Annotated in this window: 17 protein-coding genes; 8 read left to right on the top strand and 9 right to left on the bottom strand. The window is 44.7% G+C overall.

From position 1 onward, the window contains the following. The 5 genes from NDJ01_RS16665 to NDJ01_RS16645 all read right to left on the bottom strand — a co-directional run. A partial coding sequence (locus NDJ01_RS16665; protein WP_258587013.1) for a VWA domain-containing protein occupies positions 1 to 1,332 on the bottom strand: 1,332 nt, incomplete at its 3' end. Continuing rightward, positions 1,325 to 2,329 (bottom strand): VWA domain-containing protein, encoded by a 1,005-nt coding sequence (locus NDJ01_RS16660; protein WP_237309183.1) that lies wholly within the window; start codon positions 2,327 to 2,329, stop codon positions 1,325 to 1,327. The genes NDJ01_RS16665 and NDJ01_RS16660, both read right to left, overlap by 8 nt. After that, complete coding sequence (locus NDJ01_RS16655; RefSeq protein WP_048625362.1) at positions 2,322 to 2,798, bottom strand: DUF4381 domain-containing protein; 477 nt, start codon at positions 2,796 to 2,798, stop codon at positions 2,322 to 2,324. The genes NDJ01_RS16660 and NDJ01_RS16655 overlap by 8 nt, the downstream gene beginning before the upstream one ends. A gap of 38 nt (positions 2,799 to 2,836) precedes the next feature. Next, positions 2,837 to 3,763, bottom strand: a complete 927-nt coding sequence (locus NDJ01_RS16650; protein ID WP_258587012.1) for a DUF58 domain-containing protein — start codon at positions 3,761 to 3,763, stop codon at positions 2,837 to 2,839. Positions 3,764 to 3,777: 14 nt separating this feature from the next. Further along, entirely contained in the window at positions 3,778 to 4,734 is a 957-nt protein-coding gene (locus NDJ01_RS16645; RefSeq protein WP_258587011.1) for a MoxR family ATPase, read from the bottom strand. Between the two features lie 310 nt (positions 4,735 to 5,044). Here NDJ01_RS16645 and NDJ01_RS16640 point away from each other — a divergent pair, with 310 nt between their 5' ends. The 8 genes from NDJ01_RS16640 to NDJ01_RS16605 all read left to right on the top strand — a co-directional run bounded on the left by NDJ01_RS16640 (position 5,045) and on the right by NDJ01_RS16605 (position 13,949). Continuing rightward, positions 5,045 to 6,961: a methyl-accepting chemotaxis protein gene (locus NDJ01_RS16640; RefSeq protein WP_047008480.1), complete on the top strand. Its 1,917-nt coding sequence runs from the start codon at positions 5,045 to 5,047 to the stop codon at positions 6,959 to 6,961. A gap of 56 nt (positions 6,962 to 7,017) precedes the next feature. Next, positions 7,018 to 7,218 carry a restriction endonuclease subunit S gene (locus NDJ01_RS16635; RefSeq protein ID WP_005392406.1) on the top strand — a complete coding sequence of 67 codons (201 nt, stop codon included), beginning with the start codon at positions 7,018 to 7,020 and terminating at the stop codon, positions 7,216 to 7,218. 248 nt (positions 7,219 to 7,466) lie between these two features. Next, positions 7,467 to 8,135: a LuxR C-terminal-related transcriptional regulator gene (locus NDJ01_RS16630; RefSeq protein ID WP_150917684.1), complete on the top strand. Its 669-nt coding sequence runs from the start codon at positions 7,467 to 7,469 to the stop codon at positions 8,133 to 8,135. Between the two features lie 228 nt (positions 8,136 to 8,363). Then, positions 8,364 to 9,020, top strand: a complete 657-nt coding sequence (locus NDJ01_RS16625; RefSeq protein WP_080619247.1) for a LuxR C-terminal-related transcriptional regulator — start codon at positions 8,364 to 8,366, stop codon at positions 9,018 to 9,020. A gap of 207 nt (positions 9,021 to 9,227) precedes the next feature. Further along, a complete protein-coding gene (locus tag NDJ01_RS16620) occupies positions 9,228 to 9,818 on the top strand; it encodes a calcium-binding protein (protein ID WP_005392412.1) in 591 nt (196 codons plus the stop codon). 152 nt (positions 9,819 to 9,970) lie between these two features. Next, complete coding sequence (locus NDJ01_RS16615; RefSeq protein WP_046875802.1) at positions 9,971 to 11,689, top strand: type I secretion system permease/ATPase; 1,719 nt, start codon at positions 9,971 to 9,973, stop codon at positions 11,687 to 11,689. Beyond that, positions 11,664 to 13,004 (top strand): HlyD family type I secretion periplasmic adaptor subunit, encoded by a 1,341-nt coding sequence (locus NDJ01_RS16610; protein WP_258587010.1) that lies wholly within the window; start codon positions 11,664 to 11,666, stop codon positions 13,002 to 13,004. The genes NDJ01_RS16615 and NDJ01_RS16610 overlap by 26 nt, the downstream gene beginning before the upstream one ends. A gap of 96 nt (positions 13,005 to 13,100) precedes the next feature. After that, positions 13,101 to 13,949 (top strand): mechanosensitive ion channel family protein, encoded by an 849-nt coding sequence (locus NDJ01_RS16605; RefSeq protein WP_139059203.1) that lies wholly within the window; start codon positions 13,101 to 13,103, stop codon positions 13,947 to 13,949. 99 nt (positions 13,950 to 14,048) lie between these two features. On the opposite strand, the gene fhuB is transcribed toward NDJ01_RS16605, so the two are convergent. From fhuB to NDJ01_RS16585, 4 genes are read right to left on the bottom strand one after another with little or no spacing between them, the layout of a single operon-like run. After that, entirely contained in the window at positions 14,049 to 16,016 is a 1,968-nt protein-coding gene (gene fhuB, locus NDJ01_RS16600; RefSeq protein ID WP_048625355.1) for a Fe(3+)-hydroxamate ABC transporter permease FhuB, read from the bottom strand. Continuing rightward, positions 16,013 to 16,942, bottom strand: a complete 930-nt coding sequence (locus tag NDJ01_RS16595) for an iron-siderophore ABC transporter substrate-binding protein (RefSeq protein WP_258587009.1) — start codon at positions 16,940 to 16,942, stop codon at positions 16,013 to 16,015. Before NDJ01_RS16595 ends, fhuB begins: the two co-directional genes overlap by 4 nt. After that, a complete protein-coding gene (locus NDJ01_RS16590) occupies positions 16,933 to 17,718 on the bottom strand; it encodes an ABC transporter ATP-binding protein (protein ID WP_258587008.1) in 786 nt (261 codons plus the stop codon). Before NDJ01_RS16590 ends, NDJ01_RS16595 begins: the two co-directional genes overlap by 10 nt. A gap of 52 nt (positions 17,719 to 17,770) precedes the next feature. Further along, positions 17,771 to 19,876: a TonB-dependent siderophore receptor gene (locus NDJ01_RS16585; RefSeq protein ID WP_258587007.1), complete on the bottom strand. Its 2,106-nt coding sequence runs from the start codon at positions 19,874 to 19,876 to the stop codon at positions 17,771 to 17,773. Positions 19,877 to 19,940 lie beyond the last annotated feature (64 nt).

Below are 19,940 nucleotides of genomic sequence, written 5' to 3'. Positions count from 1 at the left end.
CAGCTTCTGTTCCACAACCGACAAGTTTTTCTTTGCAGCTTCAAAGTTGGGCTTTTCTTCAAGCAGTTTTTTATAAAGCTCTGCTGCTTCTTCTAATTGACCATTTTGCGCCAGAGAGTTGGCAAGGTTATAGCGGCCGTTAGGAGAGGCGTCATGAGAAAATGCTTCGATAGCGGCTTCGTAGTCACCTTTTTGGTAACTGGCGGCTCCTTTCCAGCTTGGGTTTGTAAATAGATTTTGCGCCTGTTCATACTCACCTTGCTTGTAGAGTTCCGCTCCTCGTTGGTCGGCATTTAAGAACGGATTTGCTTCGGCGTGTTGTGTCCAAGTCATCGGTATTATTGTTGCCACAAACATCCAAATCAGGCCGCGTCGGAACAGTAAAGCTGCAGGCAGAAGTAACAGCGGCAGCAACCAAAAGCCACCGTTTAAGCGAGAGTCAGTGCTAATTTCTTCACTCTTCTTGGCCGAAAGTTGACTGCCAACGTTGTTCGTAAAGGCTGAAATGTTCTCAACATCGCGATTGGTGTGCTGAATAGGAACAAAAATTCCACCTGTTTTCTTTGCTAGTATTTGTAAATTCTTCAGATTTGTTTTCGCTACGACTGTTGTGCCTTGTGCAGTTTTTAAAAGAGAACCATCGGGTAGGGTGATGGGAGCGCCATTAGCGGTTCCTACTGCGAGAACTGAGATGCGAATGTTTTTACCTTCGATCAAATTCAACGTCCGAGACAGTTCTGACTCTTCAAGGTCATCAGCTAACACGATGATGTCGCCTTGTTGCACACCTGCTTGAGAGAACTGGTTGAGCGCTAATTCAATTGCGGAAGGCAGGTTTGCCCCTTGAAAAGGCATTAGCTCTGGTGACAAATTCTCGATAATGCCGGCAAGCGTACTGGAATCAGTCGTCAGTGGACTTAAGTTATAGGCATCGCCAGCGTAAGCAATAAGACCCGTAGCCCCTTCTTTCCATTTAGGAAGTAAGTCCAGCGCCTTATAACGTGTTTGCGCGAGTCGATTAGGCTTGATGTCCGTAGCGAACATCGAGCGAGACATATCAAGTACTAAAATGCGGTTTTGGTTTAATTCAAAGCTTGGGCGAGCGTTGGATTGCCAGCTTGGTCCCGCTAGCGCAATACAGGCAATGGCCCAAGCTACGCCCCAGAGAATAAAATAGTGTTTGGACTGCGTGTTTTGTCCGAGCACTTTAGCTAGGTGAGGGGCAATCAGTGTCGTTTTTTTTGCTCTAAATTTGTGATTGAGCAAGAGCGCAATAGGGATTGCGATGAGCCCCAAAAGCCAAGAAGGGTTAAGGAAAATAAACTCAGCCATGTTTTCTCCTCAGTAGGAATAACAATACCGACAGTACGAATGCAGCGCTTAATGGGTATGGGAACCATTCTGACTGTGGACGCCAAGTTTGCGTGTCGCTTGACACGGGCTCGAGCTGGTTGATCGTGTCGTAGATCTTTTCGAGCTGATCAGTATCTCGTGCTCGAAAATATTGTCCACCAGTCATCTCTGCCACTTTAGTTAGTGTTTGCTCATCCAAGTCGGCTGCGGTGTTAACCTTGCGAGTCATGAAAAACTCTTTCACCATCATTTCACCAGCACCTACGCCTACGGTGTAAATGGTCGCTTTGTATTTTTTTGCGATTTCCGCTGCTTCGAGCGGTTCGAGCACACCGGCAGTGTTGCTGCCGTCACTAAGCAAAATCATGACTCGTTGCGGAGCATCACTGTCTACAAAAGTTTTCGTGCCTAGGCCAATGCCATCACCAATGGCGGTTCGTTGACCAACCAAGCCGATGACGGTTTGATTAATCTGCTGCATGACGGTTTTACGGTCTGCAGTGAGTGGCGTTTGCAAATACGCGTGATCGCCAAACAAAACAACCCCGAGACGGTCGCCTTTTCTCTTTGCCACGAAATCCGATAGAACTTTTTTGACAGCGGTGAGGCGGTCGATGTATTCGCCGTTGAGCTCCATGTCTTCTTGCTGCATCGAGCCAGATAGGTCGACGACTAACATCAAGTCCCGATATTTGGGTTGGAACTCAACTGGATCACCAAACCAAACTGGACGCGCACAAGCAATGATAAGAAGAACCCAGATCGCCATTGATAGTGATTTTTGCAGGGCTTGCCTAGGCTTGCTGCCATTCTCATTAGTTGGTAAGTACGCCAATTTGATCTCGGCTTGTTGAGATTCTTGTGGCAGGAGCTTGTATACCAGCCAGGGGACAGGCAGCAAAAATAGTGCCCACCACCAGACAAATTCAATGTTTAGCCATTGGGCAAGTTCGGTTATGAGTGTTTGCTCAGTCACGGTTATTTGCCTTTTTCTTTGGTGGCAAAGCGTGAGTTATCCAAAAGACACAATCATCGACCAAGCTTTGATGATTTTCTTGAGAGGATTTCTGATACAGCGCTTCTTGCCACTGATGTTGTTTGTCTACGAATCGAGTTTCTTTGGTATGGCTATCGAGAAATTCATACCAAGCGATTCCAGTTAATGGCGCGATTTCTTCACGCGGAAAGTAACTCAATGCCGCCTGACGCAATATTTCTAGAGCAGAGGAAGGGGTATGAGGTGTGACAGATTGAGTTAAAAGTTTTAAGGCTGACTTTTGCGCGCGTAGGCGTTTTTTACGCCATTTCGTATAAAGATAAATGCTGAAAACGAAAAGTACGGTGGCCGCAAGCACTGCCCACCATCCCCAAGCGAGCGGAAACCAATCCGGAGCGTTTGGTAAAATCAGAGGTTCAAGGTCTAGGCTTTGGTTGTTTGTTGTCATTATTATTACTGCTTAATAAATGCTGCTTGTACAGTTTGTTAGCTTAATTGTGAAATCAAGGGCCAACCACTTGATAGCGTGTTAAATGGAATCGCCATCGAATGGCATTGCTGTTTAATGGTTTCTTGGTGTTGAGTAAAGTGTGTTTCGAGTTCCTTTCTTTGGCCCTTGGAGCCAAAGTTGAACCATTGACTACGTTGTCCATCCGAGGCTTTTACTTGACCTCTAAAGTTTGTTTCACCTCTTTCTAAAGGATCATAAAACTGAATAGCCCTCACACTGTTGTGCTGTTTTAGTCGACGTAACTGCGTCAACTCTGCTGCGCTTATGTGGGCAAAGTCGCTGAGCATAATCAGTTCGCTGCCCTTAGGTGTCAGTGTATGAAGTGTTTCTAACACCTGAGTATAAGGCAGTGTACGAGCCTCGTTGTTGGCAGTACGAGCCACCTGCGCGTTATGTGTATCGACGATAGCATTAAGAATCCGCAGCCCCTGTTTTTGTAGAGAGGAAGGGCGAAACTCAAAACATTGATGTCCATCGTCAATCACCGCACCGATGCGATCCTTTTTAGCCAAAGTGAGCCAAATCAACACGCTGGCAAAGTGAGCCAATTGAACCGACTTAAGCATATACTTAGACCCAAAATGCAGGCTAGAACTCAGGTCAAGGTAAAGAATCACAGCTTGCTCTTTGTCTTCTGCAAATAACTTTGTGTGCGCTTTCCCTGTACGAGCAGTTACCCGCCAATCAATACTGCGGATATCATCGCCAGATTGGTATTGGCGTACTTCCATAAAATCCATGCCTCGCCCTTTTTGGCGGCTGGTATGGTTACCGCTCATTTGCGACCAGATACTTTGTGCTGGTGGCAACCAACGTACAGATTGAGTGCGGTATTGCAGCAGCTCTTCAAGGGTTAATGTCACCCCATTCGCATGAGGTGGCAGTGGATGCGTTGTGGACATATCACTCCCTCGTCTTATGCACTGCCAACGAGGCTTAGCAGCTTATCAATGACTTGGTTTGCCGTAATGCCTTCCGCTTGAGCGTGGTAACTCAGTAATAAACGGTGGCGCAAAACCGGATAAGCCATGGTTTGAACATCTTCTGGGGACACAAAATCACGACCTGCAAGCCAAGCGTGCGCACGGGCACAACGATCCAGAGCGATGGTGGCACGTGGACTAACGCCCATTGACAACCACTTATCCAGCTCAGTGTCATATTCGCTGGCTCGACGTGTTGCCATAACTAAACGGACGATGTACTGCTCTATCGTTTCGGCCATATGAATATCCAACACTTCTTTACGCGCAGTGAATATATCTTGTTGGCTTAACATTGGGCGCTCGACGGTAGTTTCGCCTTTTGCTTCACCGCGGTTAATACGCAAGATAGATAGCTCATGTTCCGCATCTGGGTATTCCACTTCTAAATGTAATAAAAAGCGATCTAGCTGCGCTTCAGGTAGTGGATAAGTCCCTTCTTGTTCAATCGGGTTTTGAGTCGCCATGACCAAAAACAACTCTGGCAACGGGTAGGTATGACGACCTGCTGTTACTTGTTTCTCTGCCATTGCTTCAAGCATCGCCGCTTGTACTTTGGCCGGTGCACGGTTTATCTCATCCGCAAGAATAAGAGAATTGAAGATAGGACCAGATTGGAAAGTGAACTCTCCGGTTTCAGGGCGGAAGATATCGGTGCCGGTTAAATCGGCTGGCAGCAAGTCAGGGGTAAACTGAATTCGGTGGAAGTCGCCTTCAACACAATCTGAGAGTGATTTTACTGCACGGGTTTTTGCCAGCCCAGGAGGGCCCTCAACCAAAATATGTCCATCTGCTAAAAGGGCAACAAGCAGTTGTTTGACTAGATCTTGCTGACCAATGATCTGCGACTCTAGGTATTGCTGAAGAGTTTCGAAGTTAGATTTATGCATGCTTTGGACTCTCGATATCCATTTGATTTTTGTGTTGAGTATTGGTCATTTTCCAGATGGAAAAAGTTCCAATGCGCTTTCGCAATTTATCTTTTCAATATTGGGACTCTGCAGAGAATTGCAAGTACTTGCTATCACTGAAAGTTCTTATCTGACAGAGCGTTACATTTATTTTTCATAATATAGTGAGAAATGCCTCTAGTTTTGTATATGTGAGCCGATAAAGTTTCTGTGATGTGCGTGTCATGAGATATGCACCAGATTCCCCTTATGGGGCCAATAACAAGTGATTCTTTTAAAAGGTCCGAATATGTTGAAACTTCATTCCTTGAGCATCAAACAGAAGGTTGTACTTGGTATTACGTTTGCTGTTTTAGCATCAACAATTATCGTTGGTGTTATGGCTCAGCGTCATGCAAGAGATGTGTTGAGCCACCGTCTTGTTGATATCGAACTACCTGCGATGCTGCAGCAAATCAATACAGAAATTGACCGCGAAGTTGTAGAGATGCAACAAGCCGCAAAACAGCTCGCAACAAACGAGTTTATTGTCGAAGCCCTATCTAATACAGACCGCGACCCGTCGGTAGAAGTTCAGTTAGTTCAGCAGCTCAATAACGTTAAATCCCAGTACGGACTTAATGATGCTTCGGTAGCCAATCGTCAAACGGCATATTACTGGAATCAAAACGGGTTTTTGCGTCAGCTGAATCGAACTCAAGATGCTTGGTTCTTTGGCTTTACGTCTTCTGGTCAAGAAACGTCAGTGAGCGTTTTCCAAGAGGCAAACGGCGAAGTAAAAATGTTTGCCAACTACCAAGACTTAAATGGTACATCAATGTCAGGTCTTTCAAAGTCGATGGACGACATGGTTACGCTGCTCAATGGGTTTAAAATTGAAGATACGGGTTATGTGTTCCTCACTAACGAACAGGGTGAGATTCAAATACATCGTCAACAAGGTAAAAACCAAACTTCTATCACCAAGCTATTTGGTAGTGATGCGAGTGCACTGCTGAATAAAAACAGCTTCAATTTGATTAATGTGGACTTTGAAGGGCAGGACACGTTTGTTTCCAGTTTGTATGTTCCTTCAATGAACTGGTTTGTCATTGGTGTAGTTCCTGTCGATGAAGTCTTCGCGGACCTAAATGCTACTGCGCAAAAAATGCTGTTTACGACCATCATTGTCGCCGTTGTATTCATTCTGATGGGCGTATGGTTGGCAAATAGTATTACTAAACCAATTCGACTGATTGCCGATCGTTTTACTGACCTTGGGCAAGGTGAAGGCGACTTGGCGCAGCGCATTGAAATTCAGGGTAATGATGAAATTGCTCAGCTTTCAAAAGGCTTCAACGGATTTATTGAGAAGATCCACGCCACAATGAAAGAAGTTGCTTTAACCAGTGGCTCATTAAGTCAAGCGGCAGAAAGTGTTTCGACGAAAGCAACATCCACACATGACAACAGCCAAGAGCAACGTGATCAAACCATTCAAGTTGTTGCGGCGATTAACCAGATGGGTGCGACCATCAGCGAAATTGCATCGAACGCGGCTACTGCTGCCGATACGGCAAATCAGGCTTCTGATAATACTCAAACGGGTCGTGAAGTGGTTATGAAAGCCAAAGAGGTGATTAGCCGCCTAGCTGATGACGTAGAAACGACCAATATTGTCGTCACGCAGCTGGCATCGACAACTAAAGATATTGGCTCGATTCTGGGCGTAATTCGTGACATATCAGAACAAACCAACTTGCTCGCGTTGAATGCCGCGATTGAGGCTGCACGCGCTGGAGAGCAAGGTCGTGGTTTTGCGGTGGTTGCTGACGAGGTAAGAAACCTAGCGTCACGCACAGCTGACTCAACAGAAGAGATCCAACGGATGATCAACCAACTTCAAAGTGACGCACAAGACGCGGTAAGTGCTATGGAAGCGGGTAAAGCGGTCACTATTGAAGGGGTCGCTTCAACCGATGAAGCAGTGGAAGTGTTAGTCAATATTTCTGAGCGAATTACAGACATCTCTGATCGTAATACGCAAGTTGCGACGGCGACGGAAGAGCAATCCACTGTGGTGCATACCATTAACCAAAACATTGAAGAAATCAACGCGATCAATGAAATGACAACGGCAACGGCAGAAGAGCTGGCGGATGCAAGTCGTGATCTTCAAGCGCTCTCTTCACGTCTGGACAAGATGGTTGGTAGCTTCAAGCTATAGAGTTGGATAGAATAGCCGAAGTTTAAAAGTTCACTAACTAAATTTAGGTAAGTACTATGAATGACTTCGAAAAAGAACTAGAGCAGATTTCTCAGGAAGCCGCTCAGGAGCCAGAAGTAAAACTGCCGTCGCTAGAAGAGCAAAAAGCGATCGTCGCTGAGCTAAAAAAGCTGGAAGCAGAAGGTAAGTTGACGCCAGAAGTGTTAGAGCAACACTTTGGTAAATTTAACCAAAAAAACTCTGTTCCAGTTCACTAAGCTAGGGTGAGGTTTCGGCTCTAACGGGCGCGACAAAATCACCAACTCAAATACAAAAAAGGGAGTGTATGCTCCCTTTTTTAATGCCTGAAAAATGCTAATACCTCTTACATACTTGCCACTTAAAAATTATTGACACTTCAATGAGTTATTAATTAGTACTAGTTATTTTCATACTTGACAATACTACTGCTCTATCTAAATCTATTGCGTATTTCAATAAAAGCGACCAAGGGAATGCGATCAGGATGGAGCAACAAAAAACAAGAAATGTCATTTTAATCACGGAGGGCAGTCTGCAGTCATCTCTGCTGAAAGATGTATTGGAGACCAAACTCGGTATTAGTGTTGCTCTAATCACACCAGACTCTCTTATTCACGGAGCGTTAGATTCGCCTTTAGCGTCAGCCATTATTGTTGATTGCAGCGTGATCACTGATGAAATATTTCGGCGTTATTCGGAATTTAAAGAGTCGCAACAGAAAGATACGCTCGAAATCTTAATTAATTGTGATCAATCCATTTCGACTGAAGATCTTTTTGCTTGGCGTACTCTAGCAGGTATTTTCTATACCTCTGATGATATAAAAACGCTGCAAGTTGGGATTGGTAAGGTACTTCAGGGGGATATGTGGTTCAGCCGTAAGTTTTCTCAGCAATACATTACTCACCTTCGTCGCCACTGCAAACCGATAAATAAGAATGTTCCCGCTATTTTGACCAAACGAGAGCAACAAATAATTACCTTTCTCTCTATGGGGGCTTCCAATCAACAAATTGCCGAACAACTATTTGTGAGCGAGAATACGGTAAAGACTCATTTACACAATATTTTCAAGAAGATTGAAGTAAAAAATAGAGTCCAAGCACTTATTTGGGCGAAAGAAAATATTTCGGATAACTCGTTAACAGTGTAATCTCCTTGAAATATTACGTTATTTAATTTAGTGAATTCTTAATCATTACTGTGACCTAAATGTGTTAAAAGTGTTTCTTTTATGAGAAACACTTTTTTTGATTCTCTTTTTAATAACTTTGGAATTTAAAAAAGTAGCAAATAACTTTACTCTGTGGACTAGCACTTACATATCACACTAAGTGCGGACGATTAACGACTAATTTAAGAATGTTAAGTCACTGAAAGTATGAGAAACATTATGGAACAGTATATGGAAAAGCCTGAAGTCCTAATGCTCACTCAACAAAGTTTACAGAGTGAAAACTTTAAGGAAATGCTTTCTAAAAATATAGAAACTAAAATAACGATCATAGATACTAAAAACCCTAGTTATCACGAACTCATTCCGGAACGCTACTTTTTGCTTGTTGATTTTTCAGTTGAGATTCCATCCGAAACTTTAGTTTATTTAAAAGATAGTAATAAAGTGCTAGGAACCATAATGCTTAATTTAGGTTATGACTTAGACACAGAAGAACTCGCCTCATGGCCGCATGTAAAGGGTATATTCGGTCCGGGAGACTCCATGGACAAGGTGTGTCAGGGGTTAAAAGCAATAATAAAAGGAGATAATTGGCTGTCTCGAAGATTACTGGATCAGCTGGTTAATTATTATCGAGGAAAAGAAGCGAATAGCATTATTGAGCCCGCTATCGAGGTAGAGCTTACTCGGCGTGAAATTCAAGTTTTAAAAATGTTGAAAGAAGGAGGCTCAAATATGGAAATTGCTGATTCTTTATTTATCAGTGAGCATACTATTAAATCACATCTATACAATATTTTTAGAAAGTTAGAAGTAAAGAACCGTACGCAAGCAACAAGTTGGGCTAGGCGAAATCTGTAGTACTAGTATTAACTTACTGTAATAAAAAGAAAATACTCTATAAAGTACTAAGTTTTATATTTATTATTAAAATGTCAGTCTGAAATATCATCCCATATTCAAACTTATTCCTATTCGGTTGACTATTAGACTTCTCATGTCTGTTACAAATCTACTCAGACATAGAATAAAAGGTCTATTCAATTATTAAGACAAGAGGGAATAAAAATGAGCACAAGTGACAATGACACGTATCTAGGCGATGCAGGTGTAAATAACCAATTTGCTGATTTCGATGGCGGCGATGACTTGTTTATTGGTTTTGGTGGTAATGATTCGTTTGTTGGCGGTGGCGGTAACGATTATGTGATCGGCGGCGACGGTGATGATCGCCTAACTGGTGGTGCTGGTGATGACATCCTAAGGGCTGGTACAGGAAACGATTACCTCGGCGGTGGTACAGGTAATGATTTGCTTTTGGGTTTGTTGGGTGACAACAAACTAAATGGCGGCGTCGGTGAAGATATTCTTGTAGCTGGTTCTGGTGATAATGTTCTAGTTGGCGGCAGCAATGGCGATAAGTTTGTGTTCACGGATAAGTTTGGTGGCCATGGCGAAGCAAAAGTTGTGGATTTCACCATTGGTGAAGATTCTTTGCACATTATTAGCGACTCGGTCACAGACTTCGGTGATTTAAGCTTTAGCTATGATGCTGTAGGTAATGCCGTGTTTACCGATGGTGCTGATCTAACCGTGAAACTCATTGGCGTTACCGAAACTGACATCAATACTTACGGTGCGGATTTATTTGCAATCTAAATGACCTAAATCACTCAGAATGGGATTAGTTTGTGTGGCTCTGTCACGCTGAGGTGAACTAACTCGGTCATTCTAGAGTGTATTTGAGGCTGTCTTAAGTTAGGTGCTAGCTTTTGCTGGCGCCTACATTTTCAATTTAAACGGAAATAGTCGTGCAAAAAACGGTTTTCAAAGAAGTGAGACAAAAACTATGCACGCTTGCGGGCTTGCTAATCGCTTTTAGCCTTTTTATCAACTTACTAGTCCTCTCGATACCCTTGTACATGCTTCAAGTGTACAACCGAGTGATATCCTCCTATTCAACCGATACTCTACTTTTGCTCACTATTATCGTGATTGTCGCGTTATTAACCATGTCGATTATTGATATCGCTCGCGCGCAAATGAGTAAATCATTTGGTTATTGGATGGACACCAAACTGTCCACTTTTATGCTTAAGCGCAGCATTCAATACCAATCGCACACAGGGAAGAGTTACACCTCGCAAACGCTGCGAGACATTCAGAACATCAAAAGCTTTTTGAGCAGCCAAGCACCCTATCCACTATTGGATGCGCCTTGGACACCGCTGTTTATTTTGTTCGTATATTTATTGCACCCAGTATTGGGTCACATCGCGTTACTCGGGTCTATCGTATTGTTTAGTCTCGGGCTACTCAATGAGCTAATGACGCGTAAAACCATGCAAGAAAGTGAAGTTAGGGCGATCTCTCATATCAACAACGCCGAGTTAGCCACGCAAAATGCCAATTCAATTCTTGCGATGGGGATGATGAACGCGTTCTTAGAGAAATGGCAGTCGCGCGTGAATGAAGTCAATATGCTCGAAGAGCGAGTGGCAGGTAAGTCCATTTACATGGCTAACTTTTCTAAGTTTGTACGTGGTTCACTACAGATCTTTTTGCTGGGAGGCGGAGCATGGTTAGTGATCCAACATGAGATTACTGCGGGAGCGATGATCGCGAGTTCCATTTTAATGAGTCGGGCACTCTCGCCGATGGAGCAGGCGATTGGAACATGGCGAAGTGCTATGTCTGCTAAAGGCGCGTATAAACGACTAAAAGAAATCGACGCAATCGTGCGCCAAGATGAATCGAATATGCCACTGCCAAAGCCAAAAGGACACTATGAACTTACTGGACTTGCTTATCGCCATCCTGGCACAGCAGAGCCTGTACTCTCATCGATCAACTTATCCATTCCTCCCGGAGTCGCTGTCGGAGTTATTGGCCCTTCTGGTACTGGTAAATCGACGTTTGCTCGGTTGTTATTAGGTACGATCAAGCCACTAGCGGGTAAGGTTACGCTTGATGGTATGGAAGTGTCTACTTGGGCATCGGAAGATCGCGGCGCCCATTTTGGTTACCTCGCTCAAGAAGTAGAGTTGTTTCCTGGCACAATTCGGGAGAACATCGCGCGCTTCAAAGAGGAAGACCCCGCTAAAGTCATCAAGGCGGCGCAACTAGCAGGATGTCATGAATTAATACTCAAGAAAAACAAAGGCTATGATTTCGTTATTGGCGAAAATGGCCGTGGTTTATCTGGAGGAGAAAGGCAGAGAATCGCACTTGCTAGAGCCGTTTATGGCGACCCACCTATTGTGATTTTCGATGAAGCTAATGCCAACCTTGATGGTGAAGGAGAGGCTGCATATCAACGTTTGATTGCCCATTTAAAGGCGCAAGGCTCAACGATTATCGTCATTGCCCATAATCCGAGTACATTACGACAAATGGATAGATTGCTGTATTTGGCTGAAGGTCGAGTCAAATTATACGGTGCTAAAGATGAAGTATTAAAACGCTTGATGGGCGAAGAAAGAACAGATATTCCAAGGGTAAGAAATGAGCAATCAACTGCCAGCCGTTAATCAGCATCCGTCTGAAACCGTTTATCGTTTTAGTCCGCAAGCGAAACTAAGCTTTCGAAAGCCAATTTTACTTGGTGTGGTGACGCTAAGTATTTTTCTTGGTGGCCTAGGCTACTGGGCTGCGACAGCGAAATTAGAGAGTGCTGCAATTGCTTATGGCGATTTGTCTGTTCTCACTAAGCGACAAGAAATTCAACATCTAGAAGGCGGCATTATTGAAAAGCTGTACGTGCAGGAGGGAGACTTGGTTGAAAAAGGTCAATTATTAATTCAACTCTCTAAGCGACAAGCTATGGCGAAGTTGGACTCATTAAGTGGTCAGTTTATTCATACTCTAGCGAAGGAAAACCGTCTAAGTGCTGAGCTAGATGAATTGCCAACGATCGTATGGTCTGATGATCTTGAAAGTATTCCTCGCGTCGATATCGTCCAAGAAGCTCAACTGGTTCAAAACAAGATCTTTGAAGCGAGAAAGCGATTCTCTGATAGTAAGCTGAGCATCATTGAGCAGAGTATTTCTGGGGCAAATTTGGAGCTGGAAAACCTCCAGCAAACCAAAGTAATTGAGAGAGAAAGACTCAATTTTATCGCCGAAGAAATAGACAGTAACCAAGCTCTAGTTCAAAAAGGCTTTTCGGGTAAATCCACCTTACTTCAACTCAAACGTCTTGCGGCGGAAGTGCGGAGTACCTTAAGTCAGTTAGACAGACAATCACTCACAGTAAACAAAAGGTTGGATGAAAACCAAGCGCAAATTGAAGAGTTGAAGCTTGAAAGACTGAATGAGATTGTCGAGGAGCTACGAAACACCAAAAAGGAAATCGTCGCCATTCGTGAAGAGTATCGCTCAGCACAAGATATTGTAGCGAGAACAACCATCAATGCACCTATTGCTGGCCGTGTGGTCAACATGCAGGTGTTTACCGAAAAAGGTGTGATTGGTTCGGGTGAAACGCTATTAGAGTTGGTTCCTCAAGACGATAAGTTGTTAGTCGAGGCTCGCGTGAATCCTCAGGATATCGATTTAGTTAACCCAGGTCAGCAGGCGCATGTTCGTCTGACCGCTCTGAATGCTAGAACGTTGGCACCATTAGACGGCACGGTGTTAACGATTTCTGCGGATAAGCTTTCACAAGAAAACCAAGAGGATTTTTACCTCGCTAGAATTGCAATTTCGCAAGAAGATGTAGCCAAACACCGCTTAACTTCAGGAATGAACGCGGAAGTGCTTATTTTATCTGAACCGCGAACGCCTTTAAGTTATTTAATAAAGCCAATCACTGAAAGCATGAATCGCGCCTTTAGAGAGGAGTAATCTCAAAAGTACTTGAGTGAACACGGACAACTGACAAAATAATTTGTTATGGTTACCCGTTACTAGGCCGTATTTTAATTCTAAGGGAGCCGTGGAATGGAGAAAGTGCAGTTAGTCGTCGATTTTCTTCTCACTCATAAACTGATTTTTACCGCACTGATCTTTGTGATTATGTGGTTAATTCGTCGTACCATTTTATCGATGATTCGTGGTGACCATGCCTTTCTTTCTGAAGATCAGCGCAGCTGGATGTCCAGAACTAAGAACGGCACCTTTGCCGTTACATTACTGATTTTATTTATTTTATGGCAATCAGAAATAAACGAGTTTGCTCTAAGTGTCACGGCGATAGCGGTTGCCATTGTTGTGGCATCCAAAGAGATAATTTTGTGTTTTACAGGCTCGATTCAAAGAGCAAGCTCACGTTCTTTTCGTGTCGGTGACTGGATTGAGGTCGGTAAACTGTGCGGCGAAGTGATCGAGCACAATATGATGGCGACGGTGATTCAAGAAATCGACCTGCACCATGGTCAATATCACTACACCGGAAAAACCGCGACCTTACCCAATAGTATGTTTTTTACTTACCCAGTAAAGAACCTCAATTTTATGAAGCGCTACGTCTACCACAATTTTTCTATCGTGGTGAAAGACTTCGTTAATTTGTATCCTCTGTTACCAATCTTGACCGACAAGATTGAAGAGCATTGTAGCTACTTCAGTGATGTTGCGCATCGCTACAACGCGATGATTGAAAAACACGCTGGGGTTGATCTTCCCGGTGCAGAGCCACATATGCATATTTCTAGCAATATCAATGGTGAGCAGATTTTGCATGTTATGATTTTCTGCCCGACCGATAAAGCTAACCACTTGGAGCATTTGATTCGTAAAGACTTTATGGAACTTTATGAGCAGCGCTTTCCTGTGGTGATTGAAAAATAGAGAAGTGTCGTACGCTAGTTAAAACAAACCCCGCTATCAAACATAGCGGGGTTTGTTTTTCTAACGGTATTTCCAGCTCTAACTATATTCCCTGAATACTTAGCTGAATTTACTTTTCAGCATTAAAAACAGAAAGTAAGTACTGCCTAAAATAGCGACCAATGTGCCAGCTGCCACCTGACTTGGATAAATAGCGATTTGTCCCAGCCAATCTGCCCACAACATTAGGGTTGCACCAATTAAGGCTCCGACACTTAGTTGCTCTTTCACTTTTCTTGCTCCTAACATCATCGCCATATGGGGAGCGACCAAGCCAACAAAAGATATCGGACCAACTGTAGCGGTAGAAAAGGCGCATAATAAAGCCACGATGGTGAGCATTAGCGTATTGGCTACGGTGGGGTTAAGTCCTCGTGCATTTGAGAATTGTCGTCCGATGGAAATTAATGTTAGCCAGCGAGAAATCGCGAATACAGCGGTAAGCAGAACCATTATTGCCAAACATAGCATCAGTGCGGTGTCGGCTGTGACTCGATAAATTGAACCAGTTAGCCACAATAAAATTTTGTAACTGTCACCAGAACCTTGAGCTAGCGAAAATTGAACGAGGGCTTCCAATAGTGCCGTTAGTGCGATGCCGGACAACACGAAGTTAGATGGATTAAAATGGCTTCGTTTACCGATAATCAGCAATAACATCAATACGGACATACTTCCGAAAAAAGCGATACCCCAGTTAAATGCGGAGAGAAGTGACCCAGCGATGACTCCAGTCGTAATAATGGCAAACGTGGCTCCGGAAGACACACCGAGAATATCTGGGCTGGCCAGAGGGTTGTAAACAATGCGTTGCAAAATGATTCCGGCAACGGATAGCGCAATACCGACAGAAAGTGCGGTTAGCATTCGCGGCCAGCGTAATTGCCATTGGAACTCCCCTGGCACGGACCATTGGATCCCGTTTATACCATGGGTAACGAATGAGTAAACCAGAACCCCGACGATGCTCATTATCACTATGCTACAAACTGCGCGCTTAGAAAGCGCCGTTTTTCCTTGGCTCATTGAAAGGTTAAGTTGATCGGTTGCCGTCAGCTTTTTACGAGTAAACCAAATTAAAGCGGGAGCGCCAATAGCTGCAGCCGCTACGCCGCTAGGAATGGTTTCCTCTAACCATAAGCTTAATGAGATGGCGGCAGAGTCTGTGATGATTAACAGCATTGCGCCCAAAAGCATGCTGCTGATCAATTCGTCGCGCGGTGTTCTTGCCCCCATCGCTCTGGCAATATTAGGTGTCAGTAATCCGATGAAGCTGATAATGCCAACTGCGGTGATTGAGGCAGATACCAGCCAAATACCCATCACCATTAACGTGCCAAAAGCAGGTAATACCGCTAAGCCTCGGGCTGCTGCGCCTTCTTGCCCTAGTTTCATTAGAGTCAGAATACGTGGTGCGACGATCAAAATTACGATTGCGATAGCGCAGCGAGGCAATAACCACTCAAACCAATCCCAGCTGTATTGAGAAAGGTCTCCTGCTCCCCACATAAAAATATTCTGTGCAAACTGAGCGTTTAAAATAATAATGGCTGTGGCGATAGAACCGAGCAAGATATTGATCACCATCCCCGAAACGACCAACGGCAAACCTGTCATATTACGCACACCGGCAATTGATACGATCAGGCCAAACGCCACTAAAGCCCCCGCCATTGCGGCTAATGCAGAGTAATCGGCTACCCAATCGACGAACCAAATATTTACCACAACTAATGCAAGCCAAGCGCCAGAAGAGGTGCCAAGAGTCAACGGCGAGGTGAGGTTGTTCTGCGTTAATTGCTGCATTAAGCTGCCGGTGAGACCAAGCATGGCACCAACAAGGAGGGTAATACTTAACCTAGGAAGCTGAGCTTGCGTAAAAAATACGTCACGAAATTCGCTCGCTACCTCTGGTTTTGTTAATAATTGCCACTGTTCGAAGAGTGATAAATTAGTGTCAATTTGTAGACTAAAGACGCTAAGTAACGTAATCAGCGCCAGATAACCAATATAATGTTTCGTTCTCATTGCTTTGGTGCCAACTCTATTAGACTGTCGGTAATCGCTTCAGCGGTGTATTGCAAAGACATAGCACCGCCATACGCCCACACTGCTCTGACTGAATTTACCCGCTGCTTCTTTACAAACGGCATCGCTTGCCAAAGTGGCGAATCTTTCAGTTTGCGTTCTTCTGGGAAAGGTTGTACGTAGAGAACGTAGCTGTTTTGAAGGTTTTGAAGTCGATTAATCCGATCTTGCTTTACGCCCCACGCGCGTGGAGCCTCTTTAATTGGAGCGTGTAATCCCAGCTTTCTGGCCACGTAGTCTGTGGTGGAATTTTCGGTTGCAAGAAACACCGTATTCGGCGTTGAAAAACGCATCACCTGAACACTGAGTGGCTCAGAGTAATAGTGGCGAATTCGCTGGCGCATCTGCGCAAATGAAGCATCTAATTCTGCCAGTTTCTGTTCAGCAAGTGCCTCTTTATTGAATAGCTTGCCGAGCGTACGAAAGTGACGAATAGCAGTCTCGGCCGCAGCCTCATTTTCAGAAAAATTAGGTAAATATATAACCGGAGCAATTTGTTTGAGTAACGGAATCAAGTCTTGCTGTGGAGACGCAGCAAGGATGACATCTGGCTTCAAGCTGGCGATTTTTTCTAAGTTGGGCTCTGCTCGGGTTCCAATATCTTCAATTGACTCTGGTGCAGTTGGATTGACGACCCATTGGCGGTAGCCTGGTAAATTTGGGGCTGCGATTGGTTCTACGTTTAGCGCCAAAACTTGTTCTAAGATGTCCCAGTTTAAGGCAACAACGCGTTGTGGCGCTTGCTCAAAACTATGCTCACCATATTCATCGGTAACGGTGATGACTGCATTTGCATTAGTCATAAAAAATGCCAACAGAAAAGCAGATTGTGTAACCACAGTAAGTAAACGAGCTATTATGCGCATACAACAGCCACCTTTTGGCTCGCCAATGTGTTGGCTGGAGTTGGATGATCAATGAGCTTAATCGGTGACTCATACAACTCAGAAAGGCGCTCCTCATCTAGCAACATGTCGGCGTTGCCTTCGAACGCAATTTGACCTTTCTTGAGCGCAACAATGTGGGTTGCATAGCGCAGTGCTAAGTTCAAATCGTGCAGGATCACGATAATGCCTACGTTCTCGGTTCTATTTAGCTCTGCAAGTAGCGCCATCAGTTGAAATTGATGGTGAACATCGAGCGCGGAGGTCGGTTCATCTAGGATCAAAATTGGTGATTGTTGAGCCAACAGCATAGACACCCAAGCGCGTTGGCGCTCGCCACCCGATAAATCGTCCGCTAATGCTTGAGCAAACGGAGCTACGCCAGTGCGAGCCATGGCTTCAGCGATAATCTTTTTGTCTTCAGGTTTCCAACGACCAAGTGCGCCACGCCACGGAAAGCGGCCTAAGCGCACTAGCTCTTCTACCGTTAAACCAGCCGAGGAGGGCAGCTTTTGTGGCAAATAGGCTATCTGCTTTGCCAGCTCTTTGGTTTTGAGTGATGAAAGGGAAGTGTCGTTTAATGCTACCGTGCCTTTATCTGGTGACATTTGACCAGAAAGCAGGTTCACCAGTGTCGATTTGCCTGAACCGTTATGGCCCAAAACGACAGTCAGTTCATTCGTTGGGATGTTAAGTTGGTCGATGCCGAGGATCTGACGTCCACCTCGAACGATCTCAATATTAGACAGTTGAAACATGGATGGCTCTCAGGAGAAAACTCCCCTCAAGAGAGGGGAGTAGGAAGTTCAATTACCAGCGGTAGTTTGCGTTTAGCATGACAGAGCGAGACTGGCCGTAGTAACACCAGTAATCGCAACCTGATACAAATTCTTTATCCAGAATGTTGTTCACGTTTAGCTGTGCTTGCCACTGTGAAGTGATGTCGTAAGTGACTGACGCATCCCAAAGAGTCACTGAAGGAACGGTTAGGTTCGAGCTCTTAGGGTTATCTTTAGATTCGCCCACATAACGAACACCAGTACCGATGTTTAGGCCTGGAATTAGGCTGTACGCGCTGTAGTCTACCCATGCCGAAGCTTGGTGTTCAGGAATAAGCGCGGCTTGTTTTTTACCTTGGCCAAAGCTCTCATCTGTTTTCGCTTTAGTGTAGGTGTAGCTTGCCATCAGTTTTAGATCGTCGGTTAGCTGCGCCGTGCTTTCAAGCTCAATACCTTGAGAAGTCACTTCACCCGTTTGTGTCGCGATCCATGTTGATGGGTTGGTCACCAACGCGTTCTTTTGCGTGATGTCGAACCATGCAAGGTTGATAAAGCCATCCATAAAGCTTGGCTCATACTTCACACCGACCTCTACTTGTTCACCTTCTAGCGGTTTGTATAGCTCATTGGTTGCCGCATCAATAGTGCTGATCACTTCAAACGACTGAGAGTAGTTCGCATAAGGTGACAATCCATTACTTGCAAGGTACATCACACCCGCGCTTAGAGAGAGCTGACCATCATCACGAGATTCACTTTGGTCAACGGTAGCGCCTTTGCCAGAGTTTTCTGTTTTCACCCAGTCGTAACGAGCACCGATGTTACCAATCCACTGTTCATGCAGTTTCAATTGGTATTGCGAATAGATACTTGCTTGAGATTTCTCAATCTCACGTTTCACGTTGTTGGCAGGATCAAGCGGGGTGAAGTTGCCGTAAACTGGGTTCCACGGGTTGATGGTGCCAAATGCGTAGTTGTCTTGTTCGTCGCCATCGGTTTTGTGGAATTGCAGATCCATACCGACAAGCACCGTGTGCTCTGCGTTGTCTGTCATCCAGTTGCCGACAGCGTTATTGTCGAATGTGATGCTCTGGTTTTTGCCGTCACGGAATACGATGCCTTGCGCTAATTCTTCTTTTGCAGGATCGTTGTTTGAGAATGCGTAAGAGCTGCGCAAGTACAACTCATTGGAGCCGTAGTTGAGGTTTTGCGAGAATGACCACGTGTCATTGATGTCGTGCTCTAGCAAGTAACCTAGAGAGAACTGCGTGCGTTCGTATTTATCGTAGTTTGGCTGACCAAGGTTAGTCGAAGGATCGATTTTGCCAAAGTTAGAACCAATCAAAGTTCCTGCTGCTGGGAAGAATGGGTTGGTTGGCACACCGTCATCACGAAGGTAAGTAGCCAAAACGGTCAGCATTGTGCGGTCAGAAATGTCGAACTCGACGCTTGGCGCTAGATAAAAACGCTCGTTATTGGTGCCGTCCAGTTCGCCATCTTGGCTTGTCATCAGGCCAACCAAACGGTAGCGGATTGTGCCATCGTCGTTTGCTTCATCAGCAATGTCAAAACCCACAGACTGGTGTTGGTTGTTGCCCACTTCGACTTTTACTTCGCCTTGAGGCGTAAACGTTGGTTTTTTCTGCACCGCATTCACGATGCCGCCTGGTGCCGATTCACCAAACAGAATAGCTGATGGGCCTTTAACCACTTCCACACTTTCTAGGCCGTAAGGTTCGACCAACCATGTGTAGTAACCATCGCGGAAGAGGCGGTTGCCGTTTAGGTAAGTCGCAGCATCAAATCCACGAACTTTGAACCAATCGGTGTCGTTGTCGGCACCATAAGGCTGAGCGGTTACGCCAGATGTGTAGCGTAATGCTTCGTCCAATTTTTGCGGTGCACGAACACGAAGTTCATCTTCAGAAATGATAGATACGCTGCGCGGTGTTTCTGCCGCAGGGGTTTCTACTTTAAGTGCTTGCGCGGTGACCGTAATAGTCTCCATTGCAATAATGTCATCTTGTACAACGTCTTCTTGAGCTTGTGCTGTGAATGCAACCACTGCTGCTGTTGGTGCCAAAGCACAGACCAACGCGTTACGGATCGCGATGGTCAGTAAGTTATTCTTTGTCATAAATATATTCCCGACAATTATGATTAACGCTAAGCTTAATTGTAATTATTATCATTTGAACTTT

The organism is Vibrio sp. HS-50-1, from assembly GCF_024747315.1.
In the GTDB taxonomy this organism is placed as follows: Bacteria; Pseudomonadota; Gammaproteobacteria; order Enterobacterales; family Vibrionaceae; genus Vibrio; species Vibrio diabolicus.
This window is presented reverse-complemented; position numbering and strand designations above follow the sequence as displayed.